Raw genomic sequence first — 13,737 nt, forward strand, 5'->3', positions numbered from 1 at the left:
GACACACGTTCGCGTCCATCCTAATGAGCATTCACTCACAAATGCGTCGGCTCACGCCTGCGCCGGCGCGTCGGTCTCGGCCCCGGCCCCGGCCCCGGCCCCCGCGCCAGCAGCATCATCAGCACCAGCACCAGACGCGGGCTTCTCGCCAAGCCAGTCGGCCAGGACCTCGTCGGTGTCGGCGCCCTTGAGGCGCGGCGGCGTCGGGGTACCGGGGATGGTGCGCGAGAACCGCGGCGCCGGGGCCGGCTGCTCGACGCCGTCCACCGTGACCAGCGTGCCGCGGGCGGCCAGGTGCGGATGGGATCCCGCCTCAGCCCAGGTCAGCACCGGGGTGACGCAGGCATCGGTGCCGTCGAAGACAGCCGCCCACTCGTCTCGGGTCTTCGACAGGAAGGTCCCCGTGAACCGGGCGCGCAGCTCCGGCCAGCCCGCACGGTCGTTCTGGCCGGGCAGGCCGGCGTCGGCGAGCCCGAGGCCGGCAAGCAGGGCGGCGTAGAACTGCGGCTCGATCGCGCCCACCGCGACGTACCGGCCGTCCGCGCAGACGTACGTGTCGTAGTACGGCGCTCCGCCGTCGAGGACGTTGACCCCGCGCACGTCGGACCAGAACCCGCTGCCACGCCAGGCCCACATCATCTGGGCCAGCACGCTCGCGCCGTCGACCATCGCCGAGTCCACCACCTGGCCGGCGCCGGACCGCTCCCGCTCCCAGAGCGCGGCGAGGATGCCGGTGAGCAGGAACATCGAGCCGCCACCGAAGTCACCGACGAGGTTGAGCGGCACTGCCGGCTTGCCGTCCTTCGGCCCGATCGCGTGCAGGACACCGGTGATGGAGATGTAGTTCAGGTCGTGACCAGCGGTGTGTGCCCACGGGCCGTCCTGGCCCCAGCCGGTCATCCGGCCATAGACCAGCCGCGGGTTGCGCGCCAGGCACGCGTCGGGGCCGATTCCGAGCCGCTCGGCCACCCCCGGCCGGTAGCCCTCGATGAGCACGTCGGCCCGCTCGACGAGCGCGAGCAGCCGGTCCCTGCCCGCGGGGTCCTTGAGGTCGACGACGATCGAACGCCGGCCGCGCAGGAGCTGGTCACCGGCCTCCGGCGCGCCCGCCACGCCGCCGCCGCCGGGCCGGTCCACCCGGACCACGTCGGCGCCGAGGTCGGCGAGCACCATCGCGGCGTGCGGCCCCGGCCCGATCCCGGCGAGCTCCACCACCCGCAGCCCGGCCAGCGGCCCCGTCGACGTCGCGGCCCCTCCCGGCGCCATCGCCCCAACGCCTGGTTCCATCGGCTCGTCACTCCCTCTTCGGACAGCTCGCTGTGCGGACGGCGCGCGGCGGCCACGGACCGCGCCCATGCCCGTCACCCGGCTGCGTGGACGTGCGTGGACGTGCTGACTCTCACCGGGTGGCGGATCCTCTGCGCTGAACCGCTCTCGGCGTCGACCTGGAACCCATTTCGGCGACCGCAGACCGGTCTACCGCTGCGACCCCGCCGCGTCCACCGATCGATCGGCCCTCACCGGCTGCCCGAGCCGCCCGAGCCGCCCGAGCGTGGCACCTGATCGACTGTCTGGACACCACCATCGGCCACGGACTGTGTCGCGGGTCGGTAACCGTGGCCGTTGGTGGTGTCCATGGAGTCGACCATCGGCCACGCTTCGCCCTGGCGAGGGTCAGGTGTACGGCTCGTCGCGCTCGGCTCGCTCCGCCAGCGACGACGGCGGGGCGAAGCGGCCGCCGTGACGGGCCGCGAGCACGCGGGCCCGGGCGACGAAGCCGGCCGCACCGCCTGGATAGCCGTCGATGTAACGGAGGGCCCCGCCGGTCCAGGCGGGGAACCCGGCTCCGGTCAGCGAGGCGACGTTCGCCGCCGCCGCCGAGCCGACCACGCCCTCGTCGAGGCAGCCGACGGCCCGCAGCGCCACGGCGAACAGCAGCCGTTCCTTCAGCTCCTCGAAGGCGACCCCGGCCGGGTTCCCGGCCGAGAACTCCGCGCCAGCGCCGGTGCCGCCGTCCGCGCCGAAGTGCTCCCACAGCCCCTTCCACAGGCCCGTGCGCCGGCCGTCGACGTACTCGTAGAACCCACCCCCGGAAGCGCGGCCAGACCGGCCGAACTCCTCGGTCATCCGGTCGAGCACGGCGAGCCCGCCGTCGTCCCGTTCCGTGGCGACGGCCGACCCACTCGCCCCCGCGCCCGCCGGCGCATCGGCGTCGGCGGTGGTGGCGGCGGCGTCGACCCCGGCCCCCCGAGCCTCGGCGGCCGCGACGCGGGCGGTGGCGAGCGCGAGCTCATCGCACAGCCGCAGTGGCGACGAGCGGAAGCCTGCCTGCACGCCCGCCTGCTCGACGGACGGCGCGGGCAGGCCCTCGCCCACCATCGCGGCCGCCTCGGCGAGGTACCCGCCGAGCAGGCGGTCGACGAACGCCTTCGGCGCCTCGAACCGGGCCCGGCCGCCCGGCCCGTCGGCCGAGGCCGCCCCTTCGGCGACGACCCGGCCCATGTCCACGAAGAACGCCTGGACGAGGTTCCGCGCGGCCTGGCTGGTCACCAGTTCGGCGAAGTAGCGCGACTCGACGACGCACGCGGTGTCGACGTCGAGCTGAGCGCCCTCGACCGCGGCCGCGAGGATCGCCGGGCCCGCTACCTGGGCCGCGCCGGGGGCCTGGCGGCGCAGGTTCGCGGTCAGCGAGGCGAGCGCGACGGCGAGCGCCGGGCTCCCCGGGGTGCCACCGGGGATCTGGTAGCCCGGGACGTCCCAGCGTGCCACCGGCGCCGGCTTCGCCAGGATCCAGGCCTTCGCCGCCGGCACCAGCTCGTCCCGCGCGGTGACCAGCCCGTCGACGAGTCCGAGGGCGCGGGCGCGCGCCGCGCTGTACCGCTGGCCCTGCAGCAGGACGTTGACCAGCGCGTTCAGCACCCCGAGCAGGCGGACCGCCCGGACCACCCCGCCGCCGGACGGCATGAGGCCAAGCGTCGCCTCGGGCAGGCCGAGCTGCGTGCCGGGCGCGTCCAGGGCGATCCGGTGGTGGCAGGCAAGCGCGATCTCCAGCCCGCCGCCGAGCGCCGCGCCGCCGAGCGCGGCGACCACCGGCCGGCCGAGCGTCTCCAGCCGGCGCAGGGGGTCCTTGCCCGCGGAGGCCAGCTCGAAGGCGGCCCGCGGGTCGGTCAGGTCGGTCAGCTCGCGCAGATCGGCTCCGGTGGCGAAGGTCGGCTTCGCCGACGTCACCACCACGCCGGTGAGCGTCGCGCGTTCGCGTTCCAGCCGCTCGACGACGGTGCCGAGCGAGCTTCGGAAGGCCGCGTTGGTGGTGTTCGCCGGTTGGTCCGCGTCGTCCAGCGTCAGCACGACGATCCCAGCCGCGTCCCGCTCCCACTGGATCACCCCGATCCGTTCGGGCTCGCCCGCCGGCGCGCCGCTCCCCGGGGCTTCGTCCTTCGGCGAGCCGGGCGCGGGTCGCGGCCCGGGCGGGGGCTCGGACGGGGGCGGTACCGGTGGACGCGCCGCCACGGGCGCGGGCGCCACCTCGGCGGCCGGCGAGGCTTCGGCGGCCGGCGGCGCTTCGGCGGCCGGCGAGGCTTCGGCGGCCGGCGGCGCTTCGGCGGCCGGCGGCGCTTCGGCGGCCGGCGAGGCTTCGGCGGCCGGCGGCGCTTCGGCGGCCGGCGGCGCTTCGGCGGCCGGCGGCGCTTCGGACGTCAGCGCCGTCTCGGCGGCCGGCGAGGCTTCGGACGTCAGCGCCGTCTCGGACGTCAGCGCGGTCGCGGGCGCTGGCGACGGCTCGGGCATCGGCGTCGTCTCCGGGTCGGAAGGCCGCGGGCGGCGGCGAGGTGGGCGGCGAAGGCCTGGGCGGCGGAACGGGCTGGTACGGAACGGGTTGGTACGGCAGCGACTGGCACGAAGGCCGCCAGTACGCAACGGCTGGTACGGACGAGCGGAGAAGGCGGACGGAGAAGCGGACGGAGAAAGGATGGACGAGGCAAGGAGGCGCGTCGCCACCGGCCCTGATCCAGGAGACCGTCAGACCCGCTCCAGCAGCGTCGCCACCCCCATCCCGGCACCCGCGCTGACGCTGACGACCGCTCGGCGCGCGCCGCGGCGCTCCAGCTCGTCGACCGCCGTGATGACGAGTCTCGCGCCGGTGGCGCCGAGCGGGTGACCCAGGGCGACCGCGCCGCCGTTGACGTTGAGCTTCTCGTCGGGGATGGCCAGGTTCCGCTGGTAGGCGAGCGCGGCGGCCGCGTAGGCCTCGTCCGTCTCGAACAGGTCGACGTCGTCGACACCCAGCCCGGCGCGGGCGAGCAGCGCGCGGGTCGCCGCCGTCGCGCCGCCGAGCGCGAGCGTCGGGTCGGACCCCGCCGCCAGGACGTCCACGACCCGCGCCCGCGGCGTCAGCCCCAGGTCGTCGCCGGCCCGCTCATCGCCGACGAGGACGAGCGCCGCGCCGTCCGCCGGCCCCGCCGAGCTCCCCGCCGTGTGTGCGTGGTCGACGCGTTCGAGCCAGTGGTAGGCGCGGGTCGCCACCGCGTCGAAGCCCGCCTGCTCGCCGGCCTGGGCGAACGCCGCCGGCAGCCCCGCCAGGTGGCCGGCGGCCGCGGTCAGCCGGGACTGCTCGACGGGGGTGCCCGCCGCGACCGGCCCGACACGCTCGTCGTGGTCGAGGACGAGCAGGCCGTGGTCGTGGACGGCGGTGACCGAGCGGGTGAGGCGGCCTTCGGCCCACGCGTCCGCGGCCAGCCGGCGCGACCGCAGCGCGTAGGCGTCCAGATCCGCGCGGGTGAGGCCCATCAGGGTGGCCAGAAGATCGGCCGAGACGCCGGCGGGGACGAAGCCGGTCTGGTGACTCGTCGCCGGGTCGCTCGCCAGCGGGCCGGTGTCCGCGCCCGCCGGTACCCGGGACATCGACTCGACGCCGCCGGCGAGCAGGAGATCGTCCCAGCCGGCTCGCACCCGCGCCGCGGCCAGCGCGACCGCGTCCAGTCCCGAGGCGCCGAGCCGGCTGACGACGGCCCCGCAGACGGTGTCCGGCAGGCCGGCGACCAGGGCCGCGGCTCTGGCCAGGTCCCCGGCCTGGTCACGAGCCGGGCTCGCGGTGCCGAGGATCAGGTCGCGAAGCCGGTCGACGTCCAGCGTCGGGTTCCGCTTGCGCAGCTCGTCCACCAGGCCGGCCACCAGCGAGACCGGCTTCACCCCCCGCAGCGCGCCGCCCGGCCGCCCGCGCCCCCAGGGCGTGCGTACCGCGTCGTAGAGGAAGGCCTCGCCCGTCACTGTCCCAGCCAAGCCGGCCACCCCACCCTGGTCAACCCGCCCATCCCGCCATGGTCACCCCTGTATCCCAGCAGCCCACACCGGGCTCACCGCGAGGTGGTCACACCGACGAACCTGGCGACGCCTCGACGGAACGGAACGCGCGGACGGGTGGACGGACTGGGCGGACGGGCGGGGCGGACGGGCGGGCCGCCCGCCGAGGCGGCAGGAACCTGGCTAAGCCGACCCGGCGGAGACTCCGGTGGCGGAGGCGGTGGCGAGGTCCTCGAGGAAGGCGATGGTGTGGGCGGCGGTGGCGCGCCAGCTCGTCTCGGTGAGGACCTGATGGCCACCGGGGACCGCGACCAGGCGAGCGCGCGAGGCCGTGCGGGTCGTCATCCGGACCACCTGCAGGGGGCTGACCTCGTCGTCGACGCCGTGCACGAGCAGGATCGGCAGGTCGGGCAGGGCCCGCGGCGGCGGGTCGGACGGGACCTCGCCGGCGACCGGGCGGTAGAGCAGCGGCAGGCCGAGCAGCACGAGCGCGTCGGCGCGCAGCGCCGGCGAGCCGGCGACGGCGAGCGCCCGTAGCGCGCCGGTGTCCGAGCCGACCAGCGCGAACGGCCGCCCCGGGACCCGGCACTCACCGAGGGCGAGGGTGCTGTCCTCTCCTGGCCCGAGGTAGGTCACCTCGTAGCCGTCGAGCGCGAGGCGGAACCCCAGCGGCTCGAAGAGCTCGGCGGACTCGCCGCGGCCCGGGAGCACGACGACGGCGCCGCGCGGGTCGCGCTCCGGTTCGGCGCTCGGCCAGATCCGGGCGTCCCGGCCGCGGGGCTGGCCTGGTGTCTCGTGCTGCCCGGTCCTTGGCGCCGCGGCATCGGTCCACGCTCGCGACTCGGGCGGACGGGCCGACGGCACGGCCGGAATGAGCGTTGGGCTCATCGAAAACTCCTGGTTTCTGGCCGGCATCATTGCCGGCCGTCATGCCGTGGCGCGTGGCGGGTGCGAGGCCACGCCCACGAGTGGTCTTACGACACAGACGACGGCGGACGGTACCGCGCCCGTCGCGGTCGGACGCGACGGGGGGACCTGTTCACGTTGCGCTTCCGAAACCTGGCCGACGGCACAGCGGAATGGCATCGGAGCGAACTCCGAGCGAAAACGGGCCGTGGGCATCGGGACGGCCCTGCCGGACGACGAGCGTGTCGGAGAACGGCTCATGGACGAATCTGACGCCCATCCGGGCGCGGCGAGCGCCAAGTGTCGGGAAGGCGTCGTCCTGACCGCGAGGCTGGTTGGTGCCCTGTCGGGAACGCGCTGGTTGACGGCGTCGAGGGCGCGAGCAGATCTACCCGCCGGCCGACTCGGGTTAGGAGGGCCGCCGTACCGGGCTGCTCGCCGGACAGCGAGCTGGACACGGCCGCGACGGCGTGACGGCGGCCGTGCGGCGGCCAGACAACGGTCGGGCGTGTTCGGAGAACATGACGCTATGTTCACCGGATCAGTAGAGATTGTCAACCGGCGAGGCGCCGCCAGAGACCTCGCCAACACGGAAACGAAACATCGCAGATACATAGTGGCACGGCGATGACTGCCCGGGTACGGCGGGCGGTCAGCCGGGTACGGCAGGCGGTCAGCCGAGCACGCCGTGCGCGATCGCCAGGCCGTAGCGGCGGGCCCCGCTGGAGTACTCCGCGCAGACGCCGGCCGGCAGCACGGGGCGCGGGCAGAAGTGCACGCCATCGGGAGCCCGCACCACGACCCGGCCGTCCGGCCCGCAGGACTCCCCCGGGTCGCAGGGCAGCGTGGTCGTGAACCGGCCGTGGTCGGAGACGGCCAGGCCGGCGTGGATCACCCCGGTGTGCGGCGTCGTACTCGCGATCTGCTCCCAGACCCGGTCGAGCGCGGTCCGCCCGCCGGCGTCGACGAGCTCGCCGCGGCGCGGCGGCGCGTCGACGATGCGTACCTCGACGCCGTCGGAGGTCAGCTGGTCGACCATCGTCGTCACGTCCGTCTGGTAGCCGGCGAGGAAGTCACGGCCGTTCATGCAGGACGGCCGATTGCCGGAGAAGGCGATCACCGCGATCGTCGGGCGGAAGTCCCGGATCGTGGTCGGCACGTCGCCAAGCCAGTTGCACGGCGCGGTGCCGCTCCACATCTTCATCAGGATGGCGTGCGCGCCGGCGTGGGCCGCCGCCGCCCGGAAGTCCTCCTGCGCCTCGACCATCAGCGAGTCGCCGTACACGACGATTCGTGGATCCTCCGGCAGGTAGCCGCGCAGGATGACGCCGCCCGCGAGCGTGGCGACGACCACCGCGAGGATCACGGCGACCCGCCACGACCAGCCCCGGCCCTCGGGCGCGTTCCCGGCCGGCTCGCCGCGCCGGCGCCGCGTGGCTCGCCGCGCCTCCGGCTCCCCGCCGTCCAACCGCTCGAGCGGGTCGGCCCGCGGGTCGAGCACGGCGAGCCCCGGCGAGGTGCCCGCGGCGCCGGACGCGCCGGACCGGTCGGAGCGGTCGGAGCGGTCGGAGCGGTCGGGTGAGCCGGACAGGTAGGGCTGGTCGGACGGACCGGGCGGCGGGACTCGCCCGGCTCGCTCGGACTGCGCGGTGGACATGGCGCTCCTTGTCCGTAAGGAAATGCTTTGTCTCCCTTACGGACGCACGACACCCTGGACGCGTTGACGTGTCCGTGGTCTTTTATGCCACATTGGGTGCCATGGCTCGTCAGGAGTAGCCAGCCGGCGACCTGGCGGTCAGCGTCGGCACCGGGTCAATACGGATCCATGCCCTTGAGCACGCCGCAGAACTGACGCAGATGTTCCTTCTGCCGGTCGGTCAGCGGCCGTGGGTCGAAATGCATGATTTCGTTACGGATCCGCCGGACCTCGTCCAGGTCATGAAGAAACTGGTGGTGGTCGACCGTCGCCCAGCTGAGCTTCGCCCACTGCCCGGGCGTACGCAGCAGCTTGAGGTACTCCCCGAACATCAGGTTGCTGACGCTAGTCGCGTCCGGGTTGACCGCCCGCAGGTCCTCGATGCCGAACCTGGGCCCGAGGCAGCGGCGCAGCCGCCGCTCGATCTCGCCGATCAGGAAGTACGGGTGCGCGAGGCGGTCGTACGCGGTCGCGAGATCGGCGGTCGTGACGATGCCGCAGACCCGGCCGTCGCGCCAGACGATCACGAACCCGCGCTCGGTGATCCTGGGCAGCGTCGCCAGCAGGTCGTCCGTCACCTGGACGCTCTCCACGTCCGGGTCGGTCGCGTTCTCGAGGGTGTGCTGCCGGCGCGAGCCCTGCATGGTCGCGATCGAACGCCACGTCACGGCCCCGCGCAGGTTCGACGACCCGTCCAGGACCAGCACCTGCGAGTAGCCCCGCTTCAGCATGAGCGTGGTCACCCTGGCCAGGGGCGTGCCCGAGGGAACGCTGGACACGCCGCCCTTCGCGCTCGGCAGGTGGCCGACCTTCATCGCGACCCAGGGCGCGGCGCCATCCGCGTCGGCGCCCGGCTGCCCGGACGCCACGCCCTTCCTGCGCCGACGTGCGCGCCTGCGCCCACCGTCGGGCGGCGTGCCGTCGAGCTGCCCCGGCCGCGGCGGTTGCCCGGGCTGCCCCGGCCGCGGCGGCGGCTGCTGTGGCGGCTGCTGCGGCTGCGGCTGCGGCTGCGGCTGCCCCGAAGGTACGGGCCGCTCCGGCGGTGCCGGCCGTCCCGGCGCCGAGGGGTCCCCGGCGTCCGCGGTGCTCCTGGCCGGGGCCTCGGCCGGCGCGGCCTCGACGGCGTCGCGCTCGTCGTCTGCCGGGTCGAGGCCGGGCTCGTCGTCGGCCGGGTCGGAGCCGGGCTCCTCGGCGGCCCGTGCGCCGGGCTCCGGCAGCGGCACGACGCGCACGACCGTGGTCAGCGGCCCGCGGGCGAAGTCCGGCCAGGTGGTGAGCCCGGCGGCCGCCAGATCGCGGCTGATCCGGGGCACCGCGATGTCGTCGCGGACCCGCTGGCCCCACCTCGCCAGAAGCTGGCCGATCGTGAGCGAGGCGTCCCGCAGCGCCCGGATGTCGTCGGCGTCCACCGCGCGCCTCAGACGCCGGTCGGGATCGGACCGTCGGCCAGGGCCGCCGCCGAGGAGCGCACCGCGCGCTTGCCCATCGCGTCGTCGACCAGGTCGAGCAGCCGGGCCGTGCGGTCGGCGTAGAAGGCGTCGAAGTCGGCGGCGCGCAGCAGCGCCGGATCGATCAGGTGGGTGGCGACCCGGTCGTCGAGCCAGTCCGCGGGGGCGCCCGCCTCCCTGGCCAGCACGTCGAGGTACGCGGCCGGCGCGCGGGTACCCATCCGCTGGCCGGCCTGGTAGGACAGGGCGGTCTTGTTGACGATGCTGCCCATCCGGGCGTCCCGGCGCCCGGCCCGCTGGAACCAGGACTTCGGGAAGACCATTCGGATGTCGACGTCGCGGCCGACGGCGCTCTCGCCGTCGATCGGCGCCTCGGTGAAGTACCAGTCGTAGGCGCCCTGTTTGACCAACAGCGCGTACAGGCCCTTGTAGGCGGCGCTGCTGCGGGTCGTCAGGGTGGCCAGCCGCTGCTCGTGGAAGGTCGCCTCGACGATGGTGTCCGGCTCGGGGCTGTCGGTGGTGATCCAGGCGGCCAGCTGCTCGACGTCGCGCGGGAAGCGGCTCTCGAACGTCCCGCTGTACAGCTCGCCGAGCACGCCGCACCAGTACCAGCGAGCCAGCCGTTCGCGTACCCGCGGCCTGTCGGCCTGGTCGCCGAGGATCACCCGGATCGCGGCCAGCGGGATGAGCTGGGTGCGGTACGGCAGGAACCTCGACTGGAACACGCACTGCTCGCGCAGGAACGCGCCGGTCCAGTCGAACGCGTCGGCGACCCGGCCGGCCCATTCCCGGTAGTCCGGCAGCGGCAGGTCGAGCAGGTCGCGCCGCTTGCAGCCGACGGCCGGCGCGGTGCCCGGCCCCACCGTGCCGGCGGCGCGGCCGGCGAGCCAGTCACGTTTGCGCAGGTAGGTGACGACGAGGGCGACGGCCTGCAGGAAGTCGATGTTCTCCAGGTCGGCGAGCATCTCGTGCTTCTCGGCCAGCGCGGCGTGGATCCGCGCCCAGTCGGAGGCGAGGTGGAAGTCCTCGCCGGCCTCCTGGAAGTAGCCGCTGTCGCCGGCGTACATCGCGGTGAGCAGCTCGAAGACGTTGAGGACGACGCCGCCGGTGTTCACCTTCTCGAAGACCGCGCACACCGCGACCTTGTCCGTCGTCTTCGGCAGCCTGATCATCGGCACCTGGAAGCCGGTGACCCGGTGCAGGACCCGCTTCTCGAACGCCGACCAGCGGTCCCAGTTCTCGTCGCCGGGCCGGGACCGCACGAAGACCCGCTGCCAGGCCACCACCTTGTCGTTGTCGAAGGCGATGTTCAGCGGGAACAGGCCAGCCGCGCACTCGGCCTCGGTCGTGGTGAGGTCGAGCCTGACCCTGCGGCCGAAGTCCTCCTTGAGGACCTTCGTCGCCGGCACCGACAGGATCGCCTCCTCCCGGTCGGCGGCCGGGTCGGTCGCGTGGTCGATGTCGACGTAGTACCAGCGCTCGACCGGCCTGTGCTGGGAGTCCTCGGTGTCGACCGGCCGGTCGGACAGCAGCGCCTGGTAGAGCGAGGTGAGCCGCTGCTGGCCGTCCAGCAGCAGCTGCTCGGGCTCCACGGCGGGCGTCGCGGGCGGCGTGCCGTGCAGGGCCCGGGTGCGAAACCGGGTCACGCCACCGGTCTCCAGCGTCATCACGACGCCGAGCGGATAGTCCAGCGTCACCGTGGCCAGCAGCGAGCGGATCCGGTCGTCGTCCCACTTCCAGGACCGCTGGAACTCGGGGAGCTGGACCTTGCCCTCGGCGACGAGAACCAGCAGCTCACCGAGCCTGATGTTGTCGAGCGCCACGATTCCCCTTTGTCCGCCCCGCCCGCGCCGCCCCGCCGCGTCACCCCGTTCGCGTCGCCCGCCCCCGCCGTTCGCCGGCAGGCCGACGAACGGCGCACCGCGCCGGAAAAGGGCGCGCCAACCATACCGAAGCGGAACGAAGCGGAACGGACCGGCCGATCGCGCGCGTGTCCGATCTGTCCGGGCGCGTGGCCGCGCGAGCCCGCCGCCCAGCCCAGCCCGGTTCGGTCCCGCTCAGCGCCGCGGCGCGGGGCCGTCATCGGCGAGCTGGTGGGCGTAGAGGTGGGCATAGGCGCCGTCGCGGGCGAGCAGCTCCTCATGGGTGCCGGACTCGACGACCTCACCATGGGCCAGGACGTGGATCGCGTCGGCGTCGACGACCGTGGAGAGCCGGTGGGCGATCACGACGCGGGTCCGGCCGGCGCCGAGCCGGGCGAGCGCCTCCTGCACGACCTGCTCGGTCACCGAGTCCAGCTGGGAGGTCGCCTCGTCGAGGACCAGCAGCGACGGGTCGGCGAGCAGCACCCGGGCGAGCGCCACCCGCTGGCGCTCGCCGCCGGAGAGCTGGTAGCCGCGGGCGCCCACGACCGTGTCCAGCCGCTTCGGCAGCTTGTCCAGCAGCGGCCCGAGGCCAGCGTCCAGCGCCGCCGCCTCGGTCGCCGCGTCGTCGGCGGCGATCCGGCCATAGCGGATGTTCACGCCGATCGTGTCGTGGAACATGAACGGGTCCTGCGGGACGACGCCGACGATCGAGCGCAGCCGGCGCCAGTCCATCGTCGCGAGGTCCTCGCCGTCGCAGCGGATGTGGCCACGGGTCGGGAGGTAGATGCCGGCGAGCAGGGCGCCGAGCGTGCTCTTGCCCGCGCCGCTCGACCCGACGATCGCCGTCTTCGCGCCCGCGGCGGCCACCAGGCTCAGGCCACGCAGCGCCCACTCCTGCTCGTCCGGCGCCGCCAGTCCCCGCGCCGCCCCTCCCTCAGCCGCGCGCCGCGCCCGGGCGGCCTCGGCGAGCTCCCGCTCCTCCCGCGCCGCGGCCGCGGCCTCCTCGCCCTGGACGTCCCACCAGCGCCGGCCGAGCTCGCGCCCGGCGGCCGACCAGTCCGCGCTCGGGTCTCGTTCGTATCGGAACCACAGGTCCTCGATCCGGATCTCGGGCGCGCTCTGGCCCGGCCGCGCGGGCCCCGACGGATCGACCGGCTCCGCCGGTTCGGCCGGTCGCGCCGGCCGGGCCCGCTCGGGCCGAGCCTGCCGGGGCACGGCCGTGACGGGCGGGCGGTCGTCCGGCGTCGCCACCGGCAGGTCACGGACGTCCGGGGAGACGTCCAGCAGGCCGAACACCCGCTCGAAGGCGACGCCCGCGTCGAGCAGGTCGGAACGGCTCTCGGCGAGCCCGGTCACCGGCCGGTAGGCGTAGAGCAGCGCGCTCGCGAACGCGAGCAGCGTCCCGATCGTCGCCCGTCCCGAGCTCACCAGCCACGAGCCGAAGCCGACGACGATGACCACCGCGACCGCCGCCCCGGCCGACGACATCAGACCGGCGACGGCGTTCACCCGGTTGCGCCGCTGCGCCGTCCGGCGCATGTCGGCGGCGATCTCGGCGTATCTCGCCGACTCGTGCCCGGTCCGGCCGAACAGCCGGATGTGCAGCGCGCCGGAGATGCCGATGGTGTCCCCGATCTGCCCGAAGTGCTTCACCCGCAGCCTGATGAGCTCCACGGACAGGCGACGTCCCTCCCGGCGCCCGACGGCCAGCAGCGCGAACACTCCAGGCGCGAGCAGCAGTGACACCGCGGCGAGCCGCCAGTCGAGGATCGCGATGGTCGCGACGCCGACGACCGCGCTGATCCCGGTGGTCACCGCGCGCGGCAGCACCATCGCCACCGACGACTCGATCTCGGCGGTGTCCTGGCCGAACAGGGCGAACAGGTCGCCCTGGCGCTGCCCGGGGAAGAAGGCGAACGGCACCCGCAGCAGGTGGTCGTGCACCGCCTGCCCGGCCCGCTGCCCGACGAGCTCGCCGAGCCCGGAGCTGAGCACCCGGGAGACGGCGGTCGTCGTGGCCTGGAGCAGGGCGACGACGAGCAGCGCCGCGACGGACGCGACCAGCGCCGACCGCCCCCGCGGGGCCGTGAGACCGGCGTCGATCAGGTGGCGCAGGATGAACGGCGCGACGGCGAACGACAGGGCGCCCGCCAGGTCGAGCGCGACGATCCCGACGAGCCGGGGACCGGCGTCCTCGAAGAACCGCACGCTGCGCCGCGCCGCCACGCTCCCGGTCAGCCGCCCGAGCAGCCAGGCCGTGAACCACGGGACCAGGGGCACGCGCCGGGAGCCCACCGGCCCCGCCCGCGCCACCGTGGCCGCCGTTGCCGTGGCCGCCGTTGCCGGCGCGTCCCACTCCGCGCGCTCGTCCTCCGTCACTGGAACCGCCCCCGAAACGTGGCTCACCTGACGACACCGGCACGGTAACCCACAGGTGCGACAAATCTCGCGCCGCGCGATCACCAGCCGTGAGATCAGGATGCGCCGCGCGACCGGGCCAACGCGGTGAGATCGGTAGATCGGT

Annotated in this window: 8 protein-coding genes; all 8 read right to left on the reverse strand. The window is 74.7% G+C overall.

Annotated elements, in window-relative coordinates; all coding sequences use genetic code 11:
- Window positions 1-51 precede the first annotated feature (51 nt).
- Window positions 52-1,287, reverse strand: a complete 1,236-nt coding sequence (locus tag FRCN3DRAFT_RS47475; protein WP_007519949.1) for a CaiB/BaiF CoA transferase family protein — start codon at window positions 1,285-1,287, stop codon at window positions 52-54.
- 387 nt (window positions 1,288-1,674) lie between these two features.
- Complete coding sequence (locus FRCN3DRAFT_RS0233640) at window positions 1,675-3,786, reverse strand: enoyl-CoA hydratase-related protein (RefSeq protein ID WP_051466455.1); 2,112 nt, start codon at window positions 3,784-3,786, stop codon at window positions 1,675-1,677.
- 231 nt (window positions 3,787-4,017) lie between these two features.
- Window positions 4,018-5,286, reverse strand: a complete 1,269-nt coding sequence (locus FRCN3DRAFT_RS0233645) for an acetyl-CoA C-acyltransferase (RefSeq protein WP_007520452.1) — start codon at window positions 5,284-5,286, stop codon at window positions 4,018-4,020.
- Window positions 5,287-5,481: 195 nt separating this feature from the next.
- Window positions 5,482-6,186: an alpha/beta hydrolase gene (locus tag FRCN3DRAFT_RS0233650; protein WP_007520451.1), complete on the reverse strand. Its 705-nt coding sequence runs from the start codon at window positions 6,184-6,186 to the stop codon at window positions 5,482-5,484.
- Window positions 6,187-6,877: 691 nt separating this feature from the next.
- Window positions 6,878-7,861 carry a DUF459 domain-containing protein gene (locus tag FRCN3DRAFT_RS47480; protein WP_007520449.1) on the reverse strand — a complete coding sequence of 328 codons (984 nt, stop codon included), beginning with the start codon at window positions 7,859-7,861 and terminating at the stop codon, window positions 6,878-6,880.
- A 155-nt stretch (window positions 7,862-8,016) separates the two neighbouring features.
- Window positions 8,017-9,309 (reverse strand): CBS domain-containing protein, encoded by a 1,293-nt coding sequence (locus FRCN3DRAFT_RS50115; RefSeq protein WP_051466457.1) that lies wholly within the window; start codon window positions 9,307-9,309, stop codon window positions 8,017-8,019.
- Between the two features lie 8 nt (window positions 9,310-9,317).
- A complete protein-coding gene (locus tag FRCN3DRAFT_RS0233670; protein ID WP_007519817.1) occupies window positions 9,318-11,171 on the reverse strand; it encodes a DUF262 domain-containing protein in 1,854 nt (617 codons plus the stop codon).
- Window positions 11,172-11,405: 234 nt separating this feature from the next.
- Window positions 11,406-13,592, reverse strand: coding sequence for an ABC transporter ATP-binding protein (locus FRCN3DRAFT_RS57260; RefSeq protein ID WP_007519819.1), 2,187 nt, complete (start codon window positions 13,590-13,592; stop codon window positions 11,406-11,408).
- Window positions 13,593-13,737 lie beyond the last annotated feature (145 nt).

This window comes from Pseudofrankia saprophytica (genome assembly GCF_000235425.2).
Lineage (GTDB): Bacteria > Actinomycetota > Actinomycetes > Frankiales > Frankiaceae > Pseudofrankia > Pseudofrankia saprophytica.

Excerpts from the sequence above, each read along its gene's own strand:
- FRCN3DRAFT_RS47475 (WP_007519949.1), bottom strand. The coding sequence starts at position 1,287 with ATGGAACCAGGCGTTGGGGCGATGGCGCCGGGAGGGGCCGCGACGTCG.
- FRCN3DRAFT_RS0233640 (WP_051466455.1), bottom strand. The coding sequence starts at position 3,786 with ATGCCCGAGCCGTCGCCAGCGCCCGCGACCGCGCTGACGTCCGAGACG.
- FRCN3DRAFT_RS0233650 (WP_007520451.1), bottom strand. The coding sequence starts at position 6,186 with ATGAGCCCAACGCTCATTCCGGCCGTGCCGTCGGCCCGTCCGCCCGAG.
- FRCN3DRAFT_RS47480 (WP_007520449.1), bottom strand. The coding sequence starts at position 7,861 with ATGTCCACCGCGCAGTCCGAGCGAGCCGGGCGAGTCCCGCCGCCCGGT.